Origin of the sequence: Pseudophaeobacter sp. EL27 (assembly GCF_900313025.1) — a bacterium.
GTDB lineage: Bacteria > Pseudomonadota > Alphaproteobacteria > Rhodobacterales > Rhodobacteraceae > Pseudophaeobacter.
This window is the reverse complement of sequence record NZ_OMPQ01000006.1, coordinates 1-17,363: the sequence shown is the minus strand read 5'-3', so window position 1 is coordinate 17,363 and position 17,363 is coordinate 1. Positions and strand designations below refer to the sequence as shown.

Below are 17,363 nucleotides of genomic sequence, written 5' to 3'. Positions count from 1 at the left end.
GGTCCTGGCGMACAACTTACTTCACCTTCTGCCAGAGCTCGATAGCGCGCTTGAATACATATCTTCACTGATAAAATCGGGTGGCCTTTTCATCTCAAAAACCGTTTGTGCCCCAGAGCATCGAAGCTTCAAATACACAATGATTAGTAAAGTTGCGATCCCTGTTATGCAGGCCATTGGAAAGGCCCCGTTTGTTGATTTTATAACTGCAGAAACCCTTGAGCGAAAAATGAACGACGCAGGTTTCGAGATCATTGAGACAACGGACAAAGTCGGGATGTTTACAAGCCGCTATATTGTTGCACGTAAGTCTTAGTCAAATCGGGAGACAATCTGGTGTGCTTGGCAGAGTTCTGCAAAGCGCTATTTCAGTACATAGCCGCCTTCGACACCTGTCAAAAGACGGACCTCCTGGTCAGATGAGAACCATCAAGGCGGTGAGGTCTGCTTTCAGCCCAAAGCCAGGCATGGTTCAAACCAATGCAAGGCTCAGGCTGCCTCAGCTAGAAGGGCCGACATTGGAAGTTTGCAGCGAGGTGCTCCAATGTCAGCAAGAACCAGGGCCAGTTTTGACAGTTTTCAGCCCCTACCCCGATAGGGAGGAACACCTTGGTCCGGGATCCAAACCCCTTCTGGCAAGGGTCCTGTTTGCCAGAATACATCGATGGGGATGCCCCCGCGGGGATACCAGTAGCCGCCAATCCGCAGCCATTGCGGATCTAAGAACTCAGCCAGGCGTCGGGCGATGGAGATGGTACAATCCTCATGGAAAGCGCCGTGATTGCGAAAGGAGGTCAGGAAAAGTTTCAGAGACTTTGATTCGACCAGCCAGGGCCCTGGCACATAGTCGATGACCAGATGGGCAAAATCCGGCTGACCGGTCATCGGGCAGAGCGAGGTGAACTCTGGCGCTGTAAAACGCACACTATAGGCCACATCGGCCTGAGGATTGGGCACGCGCTCCAGTTCCGCCTCTTCGGGGCTGGCGGGAATGCGGGTCTCACCTCCCAGCTGCTTGAGATTGCTGTAGATGTCTTCAGACATGGAAGTCTCCTTCTGGTCAGACGCCACGCTTATTGCCCCAAATCAGGACATGAAGCTGCGGCAGAATACGGGGGGCGAACCAGCCGTCGGCCATCGCCTTATCAGTGAGCCAACCCAAGCGGTCAGCCAGAGCGTGCAGATCAACCGGCGTCGCAGGGTCAACCTCCGAGTTGCCAGGCTGAAGATAGATCGGAAGATCGCTGTATCGCGCATGGGCCTCACGTGCCCATTGGTAGTCAGCCTCGTCAAAAATCACGATTTTCATAACCTGCTGGCGAGCGCGGGAGCCAAGCTTGCGACAGGCCTCAAAACCCTCCCAGTCCACGTTTTCACCGCTCGACGGCGGTTTGGGAGAGAGCACCAGAGTGTCCAGATCGCCAAACCACGGGCGCGCGATCGACCCCTGGGTCTCGCAGGCAAAGCGATAGCCAGCAGCGCGACCCATCGCGATCAACGGTCCAAAGTCCTGAATGGCTGGGTTACCGCCAGACAAAGAGACCGTGAGGGGCCTATCACCAGAGAGTTGACGCACCTGTGCCCAAACCGCCTCCGCGCTCATCGGCGCCCAGCTGTGGCGGTATTGGCTGTCCACCGCATGCAGGCTGTCACACCAATTGCACCGGTAATCGCAGCCGCCCGCGCGTACAAAGACAGTTGGTTCGCCAATCAAGGCGCCTTCGCCCTGTATCGTTGGGCCGAAGATTTCGGCAATGCGCAGGGTCATGGCCGGAATTCCGCCCAGGTTTTGGGGGTCTCACTGATCAGCACGGCGCTTGTCTCGGGCCAGCGTACCGCACACCAGTCATAAAAATGGCGGGCCATGTTCTCGGCGGTCGAAGGCCCCTCCATCACGTCATTCAGGTGCCGGTGGTCAAAATGATCGTCGATATAGGACTTTAGCGATTTGAGGTCGTGGTAATCACGCACAAAGCCATCCGCGTTCAGCCTCTGGGCTGCCAGTTCGACCACGACAATGTAATTATGCCCATGCAGCCGCGCGCATTGGTGATCGTCCGGGAGATGGGACAATTGGTGCGAGGCGGAAAAATGAAATTCCTTGCGAATGCGAAACATCAGCTTGCCCCCTGCGTGGCCAGGGCTACGGTCCAATAGTCCGGATCTGCATAGACCGTGGGATCACTGACCTCGGCGAGGTGAAAGGCTTCGCGCCGCTCAACGCAGGTACCACAGCGTCCACAATGCACCTTGTTGCCCTTGTAACAGGACCAGGTCTGGGCAAAGGGGGTGTCGTGCCTTGCACCTTGCCGCACGATTTCGGCTTTGCTGTGCTCGACAAATGGCGTGTGTAGACGGACATTGGCATAGCCGTCCAGCGCCGCCTGCTGCATCGCGTCAAAAGCACGGGTAAAACTGGGGCGACAATCGGGATAGATAAAGTGATCGCCGCCATGCACGGCAGTGGCCACGGCCTCATCCCCCTTTGCCGCTGCAATGCCAAAGCCAATCGACAGCATAATAGCATTGCGGTTGGGCACCACGGTGACACGCATCGTGTCCTCTTCGTAATGTCCGTCGGGCACATCAATGTCGTCGGTTAAGGCTGAGCCGGTGAGAGACGCACCGATGCCGCGCATGTCGATCAGGTGGAATGGCACGCTCAGGCGTTTGGCGGCGGCTTCGGCAAAGTAGATCTCTTTGCGATGGCGTTGACCATAGTCAAAGGAAACAAGCCGGGTGAGCTGGTGCTCATTGGCGGTGATATGCGCAAGCGACACGGAATCGAGTCCGCCTGAGCAGATGACAAGTGTTTTCATATTTGGGGCCCTTGTTTTGATGTCCGGGTAGGCTGCGACCGGATGGCGGCGCTTATGTCAGAATTTTTTCTGATTGCAAGGGGGGACGGTTTTGCCACGCGATGTGTTGAACTTCACAGTTTAGCAGCGAGAGGGCGATCGATAAGTGAATAGTGAGCAATGGTGGCTGCGAACGCAAAAGCCCGCTCTGAGCGAAATGGGCCGTTCGTGGCGGCCAAGCCACCCGCCCGAACTGACTTTGTAAATTCCGCTTTCAGCCCTTTCAAGACATTCGTGCAAGGTGCAGCGAGCGACCGGGCGCTTACACAGAAGGGCGGGAAGCGGTCATCCGCTGCAACCTGCACCAACGGCAGTTGTTTGGACAAAGCTCACTTTTGCTACAGTTGCTCAAACGTCCGACTCGAGACCAAATCAACTTGGACCTCGCTGAACATGGCCATATGGTTTCTCTCTCTTATGAAAACTGGAATGAACTAATGCCCTCTCTGGAACTTCTGGTCGCATTTCTGATCGCTACAAGTATCTTTGCATACATGCCCGGCCGACCCATCCTTTACGCGGCGAACCATACAATCTCGAGGGTGTCTGACATCAGTGCTATGGGACCAAATATGGCAGTTTGCTAAGAGAGTGTTCTTGGCTCATCGTAACCACCCAGGAGTGGACGATGAGAAAGACAGCAAAAACCCCGAGCGAGAAGCTCCTTGCAATTGTGCGCTAGACTCGAAAGCGAAGATCACCCCATAGTTATTTAGTCCTATCTCTTAGGCCGACTTCGAAGCGAATGGATATTCGAATGAACATGATGCAATTGACCATTGGGTTTGCCGTTCTTACGGCCAATGTGTTTCCAACTTCGGCGCTAGCTGATGACTGGACCAGTGGGCCCAATGTAGGAACCCAAGGGGTTCACGGTGCCTATGCCCTAAATGCACAAGACGGCTTGTTTGATTTGCAACTCAGCTGCATGGTGGCTGAAGGAGCGAACCAGGACGTGTTCATGGTTCTCAAGACCTTACCTGACGCTCCATTGCAGCATGGAAATGAAACTCAGTTTCCCGTGACCTTGTCCTACACATATGCAAATGGCAAAAACGAAACCACTGTTATCGATGTTGAATGGCAACGCGACGACGGGGGCATAAACGTCTGGCATGCAAGCTTCGCGGTGGACGAAGCGTTCTTAAGGAATTTCGCGCGATCGCAAACACTGGCCTTGCTCTACGGACATGATGATGCCGTCATTTTCACCTACGCAATGAGCGGAAGCGCAAAGGCTGTAGAGACCCTCAGGGAGTATTGTTTTAGCGGAAACTATAACTAGTCAAATACTCGTTTGAGCTGTTTGAAATTGCCAATGCAATATGACCCATTGCGATTTTCGAAGCTTCAATTCTCGCTGCTCTTGTTCACTCCAGTTGGATGTCCCGCATGATAAAAATCTTGTGTAACCTGATCATCCCAGGTCTCGGCACGCTGTTGATGAAAAAGCCGATTACCGGCTTGATACAACTGATCCTATTTGTCGTGGCATCGCTCTTGGTTCTCAGCGTTTTCATGACCTTTTTAGGAATCTTACTTTGGTTGATCGATCTGGTTTGGGCGTTTTTTGTGAGCATACAGTGGTGGCGTCGCCGCGGGACACCGCGTCCCATAGATACAGCTCTACCCATACGGCGATGTGACTGCGATGACGCTGCGCGCCTCATTGCTACGGAACACAATTGGGATCTGTATAATGCAGTCAGCAAGTATCAATGTGCATCATGCGGGAAAAGCATTGCGATTATTCCAGCTCTTCATATCGGATACACACTCACCGTCGGCCTGCTCGTCATACTTATGGTGTGCTATTTATATATTTGGAGGGCAAGTAGTCCTGGCCTTGGGGTTTATTCCATAGTCGCCGTTCTTGTTGCAGTGCAAGCCGTCATGACATTTTCGCAGCTTGCACCACACGGTGTTTACCCAGTTGTCGACAATGCCGAACAAGGCGCCTCTTCGCCTCAGGAACTAGATCGGCCAAGCATGAAAGGGGCTGCGTTTTTCAAAGGTATGGCGCTGCCTGTTTTGGTGATCACACTGCTTTTGGGGGTCTCGGCGATGCTTGGTTTCGTACATGACTACTATTTTCCAAAGCCCTAAACGGCCAGCGGATGAAGCTGAAAGAGAGTGAGAACGGAATGAACGCACCAATCCCGCAAATTAGGCCTATGCGTAAACGTCGAAAAGATGGATCAGCTTTGCAATTCAAAGCGTTCAACGAACAGGCTTTTTATCGTTCTGATCTATATGCCTCTGACGATGGAAACTATTCAGTGCTCATCCGCGATGCGTTTAGCATTGTCAGCCTGCTCGTTTTTGGGGGGATCGCCTTCGGGCTTGTCACTTTCCTTTTCCTATCTGACCGTTGGTTCTTCGGCATTGGGCACATCATCTTCCTTGTGCTAATGTGGGGTTCATTGGCTTGGGTCACGATGTCAGATGCCGTCACGTTGTGGAAACATCCAAAAATGGACGGTGACGAGTAGCTACAAAACGCGCAAATAGCTGAGAGTTTGAATTGAAGTAACCACGCCACAGGTATCTCATCACGTGCGTCTGGCAGTTGAAATACTTGTTCAAAATGGATGTATAGAGCTGGATTAACCACTCTCTCGCCGTCTTTTTTGCCTTCCTCATGCAGCATATAGATATGTACGGACTCTCGGGACACTTCCCTGAGCTTGGGATGGAGGATGTTTTCATTTCGAACGAAGAACGCGACATTCTACGCGCGAATGAAGGATGAATAGCTCAACGGCGGTAGCTTCTACTCGCTTCGCGAAACACAAATCCTGATCCAACAATGGAACCTTTCGGTGAATGTGCCATTCACCTGTCGGTCGGCGGGAAACACTACAACACCAAACGTCCAAACAGTGTTTTGGGCCATCGTACCTCGGCTCCGGAAACCATCGTTCCGATGGTGTCAAGATCAATCATGCACTGCCATTCAAACTGGACCACTCAGGTGGAGCTGATCAATGTTTGCATACGGAAGAATAGTCTGCGACATTTGATATTACTCAGTACGCGCGGTAATTTTTTCATATTTCGAATGGAGAACCACTACATGAAAAACAAAACCTACACCTCTGGGGCATCAATTGGTGTGCTCACCTTGGCAGCATTCGCTGCATTCTCCCCCCCCTCCCATGCGAAAGAGCTTTCAATTCGGTCAGATGGCCAATGGTATAAGGGTGTCACAGCCCAGTCTGAATGCCGGTTTGCTGGTGGTTGCGCAACGTTCGACAGGAATTGTAACGGACACGAAGTCTTGTCAAGTCACAGCAATGTGAAAGACCTAAACGCAGATTACTATGCCGGGAAAACGGTTAAAGTCTTTGAAACACAATCCAGTAGCGAGATGTGCACTTACAAACAATAATTGCAACCACTGAGTTTCTAGCGGTGCAGGTAGGTTGATGCGATCCGCACCAACCTACCTTCCTCGGGTGCCCACCGCCAGCATCCGTCAGCCGCGTTGCTGTGTTTCCAGGCTCAAGCTTTTGATCTGCGACGAAGTTGAGTTGGATATCTCAGGGCAACTGGTATTCAGCTATATTGGTTGAAAGACCAATCGCCATTTGCACGACCATGGCTGCACCCTTTCGCTAAATCAATCCTCAATGGGAGGGCTGAAAGTCTGTTTGTTATGGCCTTCGGCTCACCGCGCGATAAATATTTGATCCGAAAATCTGATCCAGAAGTCCTTGTGCAGCCATCAAAAAAGCTCGACTGACAAGCGCTCAAACCTGCAAGCCCCCCACTCGCTTCGATGTTCAAAGAGGAATTTGAGCGCCGCGCGGTCTAGCGAAGTTGCAAGAACTTTCCCGAAGCAAGAACAGCGCAAAAAAGATCGCGAGCGTAAGAGCCGCAAGTGTGGTGCCAAAAACGCTACGCAATCCAAATGCGTTCAAGGCGGAAAGTCTGTTGCCGAAACAGCAAGCACTCAATGTCCAGACCGTCGAATGTCGCCTATCTTAACTCCCTCAATGTCATTGGTGGCGTGTGGATAGCAAGCCTCGCCAAGGCGATGTGGGCTTTGGAGAAGCTGCGTCGTTCAATATTAATAAAAACGAATGGCGACTAAGAGCGGTTCGCGACATGTCGGCGCGTCCTGGGGGTCAACTTTGCAAAGGTGGCTTACTGCGCAAAGCCGCCATTACCTCCTACTGCGCCCTCTCACTCCGTCCAGACCCGCAGCGGGGTTTAGATCCCTTTACTGCCGATCTGACAGACGCCCTGCAGCTCATAGGCGCGCAAGGTATCCGAGAGCTGCACCAAGACGCAATCCTCGCTAAACACCGCCTCCTGCACGACCCCGCGGATCTCTACTTCTAGTGGAACAATCAGTCTTTATTCGGACTGATGTGGTTCAGGATCTCCGAAATGGTTTGAAGTTTTCCATTGGCACAAGACCGCCCTCGTGCCTCTGCAACCATAGCGTCAGAAAGCTGCCCCTCAGTTTTGGGGCGTGGCCCAATGTATCCGACGCAGGGCTGCAGCAGATCGGCCGGCACTCTGGGTGGCGGCGTGATCGGCTCACTGTCCGACCCGAAACAGCCGGTCAACAGTAGCGGCAAGCAAAGGGGATAAAGGCGCATCGCGTCCCTCCATAGATTGCAGATCATTGGAAAGCACCGCCCAGCCGCGGGCCTCATCGGAAGCGCGGTCCAGGTGAGCGCGGTGAATGCGAGCGGTCTCTGCGGCCCGCTCTAACTCTGCATTCTTGCTGGAAAGGTCGGACTTAACTGCCGCAAGATCCGCGCGCAGTTGGGTCCGGTCATTGACCAGATCAACCAGCCACCAGACGGCACCAACAGCCGGTGCTCCAGTTTTTGGCGACATACCTTGTCGGTGGCCCGGTCTCCGATGCGAACCCCAAGCGTCTCACCAAAGCAAAGCGTCGGCACCCCCACAATATCGCGATAGGCGCAATGCAAGCGGGGATCGTCTGCGCATCGGTGCTCACCTTCCCACTTGACCACAAAGGGCACGAGAACGCGCATCGTGTCGCGCTCTGTCGTTTGAGCCATCGCCTGCCCCGCCGCGACCACGGTGCCGACGATTACCAGGCCGAGGATCAGCCGCCGTTTGATAGCACCCGCTCGCGGCTGAAGGATCAAGCGGCCCAGGATACCCAGAAGGATGATCCAGATCTGCAGGGCTGACCACACAGCGGGATTGGTATCGCGACCGAACAAAAGGTAGATCAAATCAGGCGCAAGAGTGATCGCTGCAAGCGCGTAGAAGGCCCAGGCCGTGTAGCATTTCACAATAACTCCATGTACCTTGAGGAATGAGGACCTCCTATGATTTCAGAAGTGTCCTTTGCGGTGACCTTAGACGTCTAGCGCTATATCGTAAGCCCCATTGCATCTATGACACCCCAACTCATGCACGATTTTGGCGCAGCATCGTCATGTTCGCAGAAGTCCAACTTTTCGAACTGTTCTTCCTCGCTGTCAGGCAATTTGACCCTAAAATCTGCTTCTCCCAGTGGGTCAATCCAAATGGATGTTTCGGCGAAGAACTCCTGTTCAGTGCCTTCTTCAGTGTAAATGCTAACTGAAACTCGTACCCAGGTAGTCACATGGTCAGGCGTCTTATTTTCAAGAACTCCGCCCCAGCTTACAGCCCCTTCATCCAAGCGCGGACCCGCACGACCCTGTGCGTGCTCTCTGCCATACAAGCGCTTTTGAAAAGCCGCCACGCAAGTCGCCCTCACTGCCTCAGGGGACAGAAGCTCACTGCTTGAATAGGAAAGGCAAGTTTCAACCCCCCGCAAGGTGCCGCTGTTGACCGCCTCGTTTGTGAAGCGCTGCACTGGCTTGATGCCAATGACCAAAGCAACCACTAGACACCCCAATCCACCGATTAGATAGTTCTTCACTTAAGTGTTCTCCGTCAATTTCACAGTCAACTTCGCATGTTACAGATGGCAGATCCACATATGTCAATCTAGGTAGAATTGAATCTTGGCGCATCTGTTCCTTCCAGAAGTGCCTCCAACCTCGGAGAGCGTTACTGACCAGAACAATAGATTTCAGTGAGGATTTGAGGATGATCAATGATCTTAGCAAGCTTGCAGAAAGACCAACAAGTGACTTTGATCTCTCCCATAAGGTAAACTCATCTGCTGACCTACCAGGGTTCCTGAAGGCTTCATCAATCATCAAGTATCATCATTAAGATGAATGGAGGTCAGAAAACCTCTACAGATTACTCTATAAGTAACCTTAGGGGCGACCCTACTTAAGGTGCAACCTAATTGATTCGTGTTAATGTCAAGGGAAAAGCGATAAATTTCTGACTTTTCCTGACCTCAGTGGTCGAGCCCTGCTCAAAGTACATCTCAGCACCAAAACTGATAGGCACGCACAGAACGCCTGCGGGGGTCACAGAGCGCCCTTAACCGAGTTGGACATCCAAAGGATACGCAAACAACTGTGTTCCGGGCACATTTTTCCGGATCGCATTTAATAGCTTTCAACTCAGTCTTGATTGAAGTGGAACTTGTTAAGACACCCTGTGTGCTTGTTTTTTATGTGGCTGGTGGTCGCGGAATGTTGTGACCCACATTGCAGCAAGAATCATCAGTGTTGAGATGTAAAAAGCTCCGTCAGGCAGGAAGCCGAACAACAAGAAATCTGCGATAACGGCAAAAATCAATGAGAGATATTCAAAGGGCGCCAGTTTTGAAATCTCGCTGTGCTGCAGGGCCAGGGTCATCATAATATGGGCGATGCCTCCTGCGACACCTGCACCACATAGATAGGCCAACTGCAACGGATCAGGGCTGATCCAGCCCCAAAACACCGAAATCGCGCCTGCACAGGCGCAGGTCAGCGCAAAGTAAAAGGCAATCGCCCCGGCGTTTTCAGTCTGGGCCAGACTGCGGATCTGGATTTTCGCTCCTGCTGTGAAAACTGCCATGGCAAAGGCCAGAGCCACTCCAATCAGATAGGCTTTGTCCAGCTCGGCGGATCGGAAACTGGGTACCACCAGGACCAGCATACCCGCAAAACCCAGAACCACGGCAAACCAGCGCTTGCTGTTCACCTGCTCTCCCAGAAGGAAACGCGCCAGAATGACGGCCAGAATGGGGGCCAGATAGCCAATGATGGAAGCATGCGCGAGCGGCAGGTACTTCAGCGAGGCAAAGGAGGCAAAGAGCGCAGTGCAGCCCAATAGGCAACGCAGGATATGGGCAAGGGGGCGTTTGGTGCGCAAACCGCTGGGAAAGTCCCGTGTCCACATCAGGAAAAGCACGAGCGGAATCAAGGCCACGGCGCTGCGAAAAAACACCACCTGGCCTAGTGGTACCTCGTCGGCGAGGAGCTTCACAAAGATCACCATCACCGTGAAGAAAAAGGTCGCGCCGATGCGCAAGACGATGCCAGTGGCTTCCATTATTCTGTCTCCAGAGGGGTCATTTTGTCTTTGCCAAAAGATCTCTGATCCGGTCACCAGTCAGGTTGATAACCAAGACTGAAATCAGCACTGCGAGGCCGGGGAAGATCATCAGATGTGGGGCGGTTTGCATATAGGGTTTCCCATCCAGCAGCATCGCTCCCCATTCTGCTGTGGGTGGCTGCACCCCAAACCCCAGAAAGCTGAGGCCCGAGACGGCCAGGATGGTGCGTGACCAGCTGCTGGTCCACAGAACCAGCAGGGATGGAATGACATTGGGCAGGATGTGGCGCAACAGGATTAGCCCAGCTGGGAGGCCATTCAGCCGCGCCTGAATGACAAAATCCTGTTCTGCGATTGATTTTGCCAGACTGCGCGACAAGCGGGTGAATTTCATCCAGCTCACCAGCGATAATGCGATCACCAGATTTATCGTGCTGGGGCCGAACAATCCGGCAAAAGTCACCGCTGCAATGAGTTCAGGAAACGCAAAAAAGCTGTCGGTTATCCGCATCAACACCATATCGGGGAGACGTCCGGTGGCGCCGGCTACGAGGCCGATCAATGTGCCCACAAGCAACCCGGCCAGCGAAATGACAAAGGACAGCCCAAGGGACCAGAAAGCGCCAAAAAGCAGCCGGGTGCCAATATCACGTCCCAGATGATCGGTCCCAAACCAATGAGTTGCGGTTGGCGGGGAAAGCCGGTTGAGGAAATCAGCCTCGGCCGGTCCGTACGGCGTTGCCCAAAACCCGAAGCATAGGGCTAAGGCTCCAAAGCCAGTGCCCATCAGAACCCGACGGCTAAAACGGAGAAGCGGGCTTGGCTTCTGGCTGGATTGTGACTGAATGTCGGCAAGGGTCATGCGCTGCTCCTACCGGTTTCGGGCCGGGTCACTGGCGGCCTGCACGGCATCGACCAGTGAATTGATTACGACATAGGCGGTGGCAAAGAACATCACCAGAAACATCACCACTGGCAGGTCCCGTGACAGTACCGAGCCCGCCAAAAGGGATCCGAGACCAGAGCGGGCAAAGGTCAGCTCGACGATGATGGCACCTTCCAACAGGCTGGCTAGATCCAACCCGATCATGGTCAGCGCCGGGACCATGGCGTGACGCAGCACATGGCGAACAAATATTTCGCGTTCCGGGATACCACGCAGGCGTAGGGTCTCGACAAAGGCCTGGCTACCGGCTTCCAGCATAAAGCTGCGCAACAGCCGGGTTTGTGAGGCCATAACCCAGAAGGCCAGGGTCAGCGCTGGCAGAACCAGATGCGCCAGACTGCCGGTTCCGTAGGAGGGTGCCCAGCCCAGATGCACTGCAACCCCAAGGATTAGCAGTAGCCCCAACCAGTAGCTGGGCATCGCCGCTCCGATTGAGGACAGCAGAACCGCGCCGCGGTCCAGCCAGCTACCCGGATTGCGCACTGCGAGGCTGGCGAGACAAAAGGCAACAAGAAGTCCCAGACCCAGAGAGGAAACCGCCAGGGTAACTGTCTCTCCCAGATTTGCAGTGAAGATTTCCCAAACCGGCGTTTGCGAGGAATAGGACAGACCAAAATCCCCACGCAGAACATTGCCGAGCCAGTTCAGATATTGACTGGCAAAAGGTGCATCAAGGTGGAATTCATCGCGGATGGCCTGGAGGAGCTCTGGCGGGAAAGCGATTTCTTCAGGATAGCGCGCATGGGCGATTGCCGTGGCGCGATCACCTGGCGCAAGATAGCTGAGCGTGAAGGTGATCAGACTGATCCCAAGCAGCACCATGACAAGCCCCGGCAGACGCGAAAGGAAGTGCTTCATGCGGTCGCCCTCGCAGGGGGCAAAGTACCAAGACTGCGGGCCGCCCCGATCAGTTCTGTAGCGTAGGCACTGTCCGGCTGATCAAAGAAGGCGTCGCGCGATTGGTAGGCCTCAACCTGTCCCTGACGCAGCACCAGAATTCGATCCGCATAGGCAGCGGCAAAGCTCAGATCATGGGTGACGACGATAAATGCCGTCTGGGTTTTGTGCCGCAGGGCGTCCATCTGTCGGGCGATCTTTTTTTGCACCAGGGCATCCAGCGCGCTGAGTGGTTCATCAAAGAAGATGAGCTTAGGCCGGGCAATCAAGGCCCGCGCGAGGCAGGCCCGTTGCGCCTGTCCCAGCGAAACCTGCCCGGGCAGACGCGTATAAAAATCCGGGCCTAGTTCCACCTCGGACAGGGCCTCCAATACGGCCGACTTGCAGGCCTGGGCAGAGAGTTTCTGAGCGTGAAGACTTTCGCCGATGGATGTACCAAGCGTGAGCTTCGGGTTCAAAGCCGCCAGCGGGTCCTGCATGACCCAGCGGCTTTGCGGTAGACCTGTGATTGCGGGCACTGCGCCAGCCACGCGGATGTTGGCAGGAGAAAATGCCAATCTGCGGCATGTGGCAGGTAAAAATCCTTGCAGGGCCTTCAATAGTGTGGATTTTCCAGCACCGCTTTCCCCAATCACACAGAGCATCTCTCCGGCTGAGACATCAAAGGAGACATCCCGCAGCAAGGGTTTTCCGTCGATTTCGACAGTGAGGCCCTCCAGGTGAAAAAGGGGATCATTCTGCTGCATGGCGATGATCCGGTTCTGCGCGTTGCCACCCTCGATGGGAGACCAACTCGCGGGAGTAAGGGTGTTTTGGGTCGGACAGCAGCTGTGCTGTGGGGCCTGCCTCAACAATCCGCCCAGTTTGCATGATCGCAATCTTGCCTTCAAAGCGCGCCGCCAGCGACAGATCATGGGTCACCATCATCACCGCGATCCCCCGCTCCATGGCCAGTCGCTGAGTTTCCTGCAGCACCTGCGCTGCGATCAGCGGATCCAGCGCCGAGGTGGGCTCATCCAGGATCAGCAGCTTTGGCGCATCCGCCAATGCCATGGCCAGAAGCAGACGTTGCTGCATCCCACGGCTCCACTGATGGGGGTAGGCAGCACCCAGATCCGGTAGGCCGAGGGCGGAGAGAATGTCCAGCCGGTCGCTCCCTGCGGCGGTCTGACTGTGTCGCGCCAGTTGATCCCATTGCCAGCGCAGGCGGCGCAGGGGATCAAACCCATGGGCGGGGCTTTGGGGGACATAGGCGATACCAGTCATGCGAGCCCTGTTTGCTCCAGAAAAACTGCGCTGTTGGCCGTTGAATTCGATCTGTCCAGCGGTAGGGCGAGCCGGACGGGTTAGGCCCATGATGGCTCTGAGTAAAGTGGATTTGCCCGCGCCTGAGCCGCCAACGATCGCCAGCCAGTCCGATTGTTCCATATCGAGGCTGATATCGTGCAGAATGACCTGCCCGCCAATACTGGCAGACAGGCCTTCAATTTTCAGCAAGGGAGCTGAGTTACTCGACAACCGCCAGCTCCGGGTTGGCCAGATAGGTCTCTGCCGGGTGGATTCGGTAGCCCTGAACCTTGCCGTTGCCAACCGAGACCTGGGTCTTGTGGAACAGGGGGATCACCGGCAGGTCGCGATTGATGATCGCCTGCACTTCGGCATAAACGGGCTTGCGCTCTTCGCTGGAAAACAGGCTACGCCCCTTTTCCAGCAGGGTATCCAGCTCTGGGTTGGAATAGCCAGAGACATTGTAGCTGCCATCGCTGGCGACCAGGGTGCTGGGGAAGTAGTCTGGGTCGCCCAGGGGCGCCGTGCCCCAGGCCTGCAGATGCATGTCGATTTCACCAGCCTTCAGGGCTTCGTTGTTGGCGCCAAATTCACCCATGGCAATTTCTGCACCCAGACCGATCTGCTGCAGCATGATCTGCGAAATTTCCAGCGTTGGCTTCAGGGCCGCGCGGCCTTCATAGCTGCGCAGCTTCAGTACGATGTCTTTGCCGTCCAACTCGCGGATGCCATTGCCGTCACTGTCGATAATTCCTGCCTCATCCAGCAGCGCCTGCGCCTTGGTCGCGTCATAGGACAGGGTGATGTCGCCATTGACCCAGGATTTCATGCTGGCCGGAAAGATACCGTTTGCCGATTGGCCGCCAACACCCGCCAGGGTCGCTGCAACGATGGTGTCACGATCCAGCCCCAAGGATACAGCATCCAGCACGGTCTGGTTGGACAGGGGGCCGGCACTCAGCCGTGGCTGAAAGAAGAACAGTCGTGCCGTGGCTTCAGAAAACAACTGGCCTTTACCCTCTTCGAGAAGCTTGGCAAAATCCGGTTCAGGGTAGTTGGTCACCAGATCGACATCACCAGCTTGCAGTGCCAGCGCTGCCACCGACGGGTCGCTGATCGCATCAATCACCAGCCGGTCCAGCTTGGGCGCGCCGCCCCAGTAATCAGCAAAACCTGTTACCACATAGGTCTTCTCTGCTTCGGCCTTTTCAAACACAAAGGGACCGGTTCCAACCAGAGGCAGGGCTTCAGTGCCTTCCTTCATCACCGCTGCTGAAGGTTCTGTCAGCGACCACAAGAAGGCAGAGCTTGGTGCATTGGTGCGGAAAATCAGGGTCTTGTCGTCGACCAATTCAATCGACTCGATATTCAGCAGTTTGACCAGCCGGGGATTATTACCGGGATGGCCTTCCTCGCTCAGTTTTTCAAAAGAGGCTTTGACCGCTTGCGCCGTGACCGGGGTGCCATCGTGAAACAGCACATTGTCCCGCAGGGTGATCTTCCAATCCAGTTCGGACAGGTTTTCAAAAGCCGTGGCCAATCGTGGCTGCAGGGTCATATCATACCCGATGCCAATCAGTGTTTCCGAAACACCAGCCCGGTTGCTCAGCCAGCCATTCTGGCGGGCCCGCGGATCAGGGGTATCGCTTTTGGGTCCAAATGGAGCGGCAATCACCATCTCCCGTGTTGTTTCGGCGCTCGCTGGTGTGGCAGCAAAGCCCAACAGTGCGGCGGCGCTGACACCTGCCGCAACAGCAGTTTTGGCCCAAAAGGTGCGGGTAGATTTTGGCATATCCGTGGTCCTTTAATTTCCGACAAAGTAAGTCGGGTATGAGGTGTAATGATAATGTAATAACATCACAAGAGTTCATTTGTGGGGTTCCACCCAAAACCAGCGGGCATGCAAAATGCCTTTCCAAGCTGACATTGGCATAGAAGGATCTTGTCAGTTTGATGAAGCATAGGTCCACGCGCTAAGCTGCAAGCGCGGACGGTAGGTGCCGATAGTGATTACACGCAGGAAACGTGCCATAAAGCCTCCTTCCAGGACGCCCCGTCCCGGGTTGATTGAAACGAGATGGCAGGTCTCCTGACTTGCGGGTCTCTGCTTGGCCATCCTTCCCGACCTTTCGGTCAGTGGATGCTTGGCTTCGCTCACCACTTACAGTTGCGGGGGCAGTCACGGATTTGGCGCCTGTTGGCTAAACCTCACCGTATTCCCTTTTCATCCTCTCGACCTTGGGCCTTGAGGAACCATCGCAGTCAGATAGAGATCACCCGAAAGGTTTGTCAATCGCTTCTTGGGCTGGAAATTCACCGCTTCACTAGCCTAAACCCACATTGTGTAGCTAAGCGTGTAGTTGGAACGGATGCAATAGGGGTACTTACCCTTAAACATCAACAACTTACTGTGATAAAAATGGTACCCCCACACGGACTCGAACCGCGGACCTACTGATTACAAATCTGAAAAATTCTGTTTGTTTTCAACGTGGGTTGGAGATCAATATTCTCCAATTTGGAGTAGAAACAGAGGAAGTTGGCGGTTGCATGGTCGCCCACTTCCCGAACTCAACTGACCATTCGACAGCATGTTCAGTCCTTTTCAAGAAGGCCACCTACACTGACGCATCTAATGCATAAGATCCGCTGACGGGCCCCAAGCAGACATAACTTTCTGGCAAGTCGGACGAAAACCGGACTCTCTCCATGCCGGCCAAAAAACCTTGCACTGTCCGTCAAAGCCGAGCCTACAGATGAGGAACCCGACTTGGAGCGCTCAGTTGCTCTGCAAGCTGGTCAAACACCAACCGGATCCTTCGTGCAGTATGCAACTCCGAATGCGTGGCGAGCCAGATCGGAAATTTGAACGGGTCTCGACCGGGAAGCACCCTTTCGACGCCGGGGGTCATCGCAGCGACATCGTCAGACATAACACTCACCCCCAAGCCTTGCCGCACCATCTCCCATGAAACGATTCCGGATTTTGACCCTATCCGGAAGTTCTGCGCGGTGACCGGAATGCCAGCAGGATTGAGAAAGCCAATTATCGCATCCACATCCCCAAAACTAACAAAATCCAGCTTTGCAAGTTCAGCTTCTGTTTTGGGGCGCCCTACCTGGTCGAGGTATGAAGGGGTCGCGTAAAAATGCGCCGTCGCTTCAGCCACCAGTTTCGCTATCAGGTTCGGTTGAGTTGGGCGCACATGCCTGATGGCAATGTCAGCCTCGCGTCGTTGTATGTCGCGAAGATCATTCGTTGCGACGACATCGATCTCCAAGCGTGGAGCCGCCAAACGAATTTGCCTTAGGATGGGGGGAAGCTGATAGGCGGACATAACATCTGATGCGGTAATCTTGACTTGCCCGTCAATGGTATTTGACTGGCTTGTTGCGGTTAGTGAAATTCGGTTCGCAACATCAGCCATCTCTTGCACATGTACCAACAAGTCTGCTCCGGCGCTGGTCAAGGTCAGTGAATTTCCAACCCGCTCAAAAAGAGTTACTCCAAGTGACCGCTCCARTGCCGCAACTTGGCGGCCCACCGTCGGCTGGGTTTGCTCAAGMACACGCGCAGCTGCAGARAACGACCCCTTTTCGGTCGTCGCYAGGAAGGAGCGCACCTGGTTCCAGTCAAAGTTGATAGCTTTCCAGTTCATGCATTTATGCATAGAGCTTCTGCATATAAAGGCAATTCCCTTCAAATCCGTTTGAACTTACAAGCACCAAAATCGTGTGAAAAGAAAGAAACTCTCAATGGCTGCACTATCCAAAGACGCCGCGTTCTGGAGCAAAATTTCTCGCAAGTATGCCACAGATCCAATCCGGGACATGGACGGTTATCTGGTGACCCTTGAGCGCACAAAATCTCATTTGAAATCCGAAGATAAAGTGCTGGAAATTGGCTGCGGCACAGGTTCGACAGCACTGCTGATCGCACCGCATGTAGCCCA

17 protein-coding genes, 3 pseudogenes and 1 riboswitch are annotated in these 17,363 nt (G+C 54.2%); of the genes and pseudogenes, 7 read left to right on the top strand and 13 right to left on the bottom strand.

Features of this window, described 5'->3' with window-relative positions:
- Positions 1–316 (top strand): annotated as a pseudogene (locus ED661_RS22070) (ubiquinone biosynthesis protein UbiE); the annotation flags it as partial.
- Positions 317–579: 263 nt separating this feature from the next.
- Here the strand turns inward: ED661_RS22070 and queF are convergent.
- Genes queF through queC form a run of 4 tightly spaced genes read right to left on the bottom strand, consistent with a single transcriptional unit; the run spans position 580 to position 2,819 of the window.
- A complete protein-coding gene (gene queF / locus ED661_RS04280) occupies positions 580–1,044 on the bottom strand; it encodes a preQ(1) synthase (protein WP_122072720.1) in 465 nt (154 codons plus the stop codon).
- Between the two features lie 16 nt (positions 1,045–1,060).
- A complete protein-coding gene (queE, locus tag ED661_RS04275; protein WP_122072719.1) occupies positions 1,061–1,768 on the bottom strand; it encodes a 7-carboxy-7-deazaguanine synthase QueE in 708 nt (235 codons plus the stop codon).
- Complete coding sequence (gene queD, locus ED661_RS04270) at positions 1,765–2,118, bottom strand: 6-carboxytetrahydropterin synthase QueD (protein ID WP_122072718.1); 354 nt, start codon at positions 2,116–2,118, stop codon at positions 1,765–1,767. The genes queE and queD overlap by 4 nt, the downstream gene beginning before the upstream one ends.
- Positions 2,118–2,819: a 7-cyano-7-deazaguanine synthase QueC gene (gene queC, locus ED661_RS04265; protein ID WP_122072717.1), complete on the bottom strand. Its 702-nt coding sequence runs from the start codon at positions 2,817–2,819 to the stop codon at positions 2,118–2,120. Before queC ends, queD begins: the two co-directional genes overlap by 1 nt.
- Positions 2,820–3,615: 796 nt before the next feature.
- Between queC and ED661_RS04260 the strand changes: the two genes are divergently transcribed.
- The 5 genes and pseudogenes from ED661_RS04260 to ED661_RS21840 all read left to right on the top strand — a co-directional run bounded on the left by ED661_RS04260 (position 3,616) and on the right by ED661_RS21840 (position 6,249).
- Entirely contained in the window at positions 3,616–4,143 is a 528-nt protein-coding gene (locus ED661_RS04260; protein WP_162930030.1) for a hypothetical protein, read from the top strand.
- 107 nt (positions 4,144–4,250) lie between these two features.
- Positions 4,251–4,964: a hypothetical protein gene (locus ED661_RS21845; RefSeq protein WP_162930029.1), complete on the top strand. Its 714-nt coding sequence runs from the start codon at positions 4,251–4,253 to the stop codon at positions 4,962–4,964.
- A 38-nt stretch (positions 4,965–5,002) separates the two neighbouring features.
- Positions 5,003–5,350, top strand: a complete 348-nt coding sequence (locus tag ED661_RS04245; RefSeq protein ID WP_162930028.1) for a hypothetical protein — start codon at positions 5,003–5,005, stop codon at positions 5,348–5,350.
- Positions 5,351–5,584: 234 nt separating this feature from the next.
- Positions 5,585–5,808 (top strand): annotated as a pseudogene (locus ED661_RS22150) (hypothetical protein); the annotation flags it as partial.
- 126 nt (positions 5,809–5,934) lie between these two features.
- Entirely contained in the window at positions 5,935–6,249 is a 315-nt protein-coding gene (locus ED661_RS21840; RefSeq protein ID WP_162930027.1) for a hypothetical protein, read from the top strand.
- Between the two features lie 1,330 nt (positions 6,250–7,579).
- On the opposite strand, the gene ED661_RS22050 is transcribed toward ED661_RS21840, so the two are convergent.
- From ED661_RS22050 to ED661_RS04195, 9 genes are all read right to left on the bottom strand, one after another.
- Positions 7,580–8,140: a hypothetical protein gene (locus tag ED661_RS22050; protein ID WP_122072711.1), complete on the bottom strand. Its 561-nt coding sequence runs from the start codon at positions 8,138–8,140 to the stop codon at positions 7,580–7,582.
- An 80-nt stretch (positions 8,141–8,220) separates the two neighbouring features.
- On the bottom strand, positions 8,221–8,757 hold the full coding sequence (locus tag ED661_RS04230) for a hypothetical protein (RefSeq protein ID WP_122072710.1): 537 nt from the start codon (positions 8,755–8,757) through the stop codon (positions 8,221–8,223).
- A gap of 626 nt (positions 8,758–9,383) precedes the next feature.
- On the bottom strand, positions 9,384–10,277 hold the full coding sequence (locus tag ED661_RS04225; RefSeq protein WP_122072709.1) for a DMT family transporter: 894 nt from the start codon (positions 10,275–10,277) through the stop codon (positions 9,384–9,386).
- Positions 10,278–10,296: 19 nt separating this feature from the next.
- Positions 10,297–11,142 carry an ABC transporter permease gene (locus ED661_RS04220; protein WP_122072708.1) on the bottom strand — a complete coding sequence of 282 codons (846 nt, stop codon included), beginning with the start codon at positions 11,140–11,142 and terminating at the stop codon, positions 10,297–10,299.
- 9 nt (positions 11,143–11,151) lie between these two features.
- Positions 11,152–12,084: an ABC transporter permease gene (locus ED661_RS04215; RefSeq protein WP_122072707.1), complete on the bottom strand. Its 933-nt coding sequence runs from the start codon at positions 12,082–12,084 to the stop codon at positions 11,152–11,154.
- Positions 12,081–12,869, bottom strand: a complete 789-nt coding sequence (locus ED661_RS04210) for an ABC transporter ATP-binding protein (RefSeq protein ID WP_122072706.1) — start codon at positions 12,867–12,869, stop codon at positions 12,081–12,083. The genes ED661_RS04215 and ED661_RS04210 overlap by 4 nt, the downstream gene beginning before the upstream one ends.
- Positions 12,856–13,641, bottom strand: coding sequence for an ATP-binding cassette domain-containing protein (locus ED661_RS04205; protein ID WP_254054764.1), 786 nt, complete (start codon positions 13,639–13,641; stop codon positions 12,856–12,858). Before ED661_RS04205 ends, ED661_RS04210 begins: the two co-directional genes overlap by 14 nt.
- Positions 13,631–15,202: an ABC transporter substrate-binding protein gene (locus tag ED661_RS04200; protein ID WP_122072705.1), complete on the bottom strand. Its 1,572-nt coding sequence runs from the start codon at positions 15,200–15,202 to the stop codon at positions 13,631–13,633. Before ED661_RS04200 ends, ED661_RS04205 begins: the two co-directional genes overlap by 11 nt.
- Before the next feature lie 269 nt (positions 15,203–15,471).
- Positions 15,472–15,683: riboswitch (cobalamin riboswitch) on the bottom strand.
- A 477-nt stretch (positions 15,684–16,160) separates the two neighbouring features.
- Positions 16,161–17,069, bottom strand: coding sequence for a LysR family transcriptional regulator (locus ED661_RS04195; RefSeq protein WP_162930026.1), 909 nt, complete (start codon positions 17,067–17,069; stop codon positions 16,161–16,163).
- A 97-nt stretch (positions 17,070–17,166) separates the two neighbouring features.
- On the opposite strand from ED661_RS04195, the pseudogene ED661_RS04190 reads away from it, so the two are divergent.
- Positions 17,167–17,363: pseudogene (locus ED661_RS04190) on the top strand (ubiquinone biosynthesis protein UbiE); the annotation flags it as partial.

Excerpts from the sequence above, each read along its gene's own strand:
- queF (WP_122072720.1), bottom strand. The coding sequence starts at position 1,044 with ATGTCTGAAGACATCTACAGCAATCTCAAGCAGCTGGGAGGTGAGACC.
- queE (WP_122072719.1), bottom strand. The coding sequence starts at position 1,768 with ATGACCCTGCGCATTGCCGAAATCTTCGGCCCAACGATACAGGGCGAA.
- queD (WP_122072718.1), bottom strand. The coding sequence starts at position 2,118 with ATGTTTCGCATTCGCAAGGAATTTCATTTTTCCGCCTCGCACCAATTG.
- queC (WP_122072717.1), bottom strand. The coding sequence starts at position 2,819 with ATGAAAACACTTGTCATCTGCTCAGGCGGACTCGATTCCGTGTCGCTT.
- ED661_RS04260 (WP_162930030.1), top strand. The coding sequence starts at position 3,616 with ATGAACATGATGCAATTGACCATTGGGTTTGCCGTTCTTACGGCCAAT.
- ED661_RS21845 (WP_162930029.1), top strand. The coding sequence starts at position 4,251 with ATGATAAAAATCTTGTGTAACCTGATCATCCCAGGTCTCGGCACGCTG.
- ED661_RS04245 (WP_162930028.1), top strand. The coding sequence starts at position 5,003 with ATGAACGCACCAATCCCGCAAATTAGGCCTATGCGTAAACGTCGAAAA.
- ED661_RS21840 (WP_162930027.1), top strand. The coding sequence starts at position 5,935 with ATGAAAAACAAAACCTACACCTCTGGGGCATCAATTGGTGTGCTCACC.
- ED661_RS04225 (WP_122072709.1), bottom strand. The coding sequence starts at position 10,277 with ATGGAAGCCACTGGCATCGTCTTGCGCATCGGCGCGACCTTTTTCTTC.
- ED661_RS04220 (WP_122072708.1), bottom strand. The coding sequence starts at position 11,142 with ATGACCCTTGCCGACATTCAGTCACAATCCAGCCAGAAGCCAAGCCCG.
- ED661_RS04215 (WP_122072707.1), bottom strand. The coding sequence starts at position 12,084 with ATGAAGCACTTCCTTTCGCGTCTGCCGGGGCTTGTCATGGTGCTGCTT.
- ED661_RS04210 (WP_122072706.1), bottom strand. The coding sequence starts at position 12,869 with ATGCAGCAGAATGATCCCCTTTTTCACCTGGAGGGCCTCACTGTCGAA.
- ED661_RS04200 (WP_122072705.1), bottom strand. The coding sequence starts at position 15,202 with ATGCCAAAATCTACCCGCACCTTTTGGGCCAAAACTGCTGTTGCGGCA.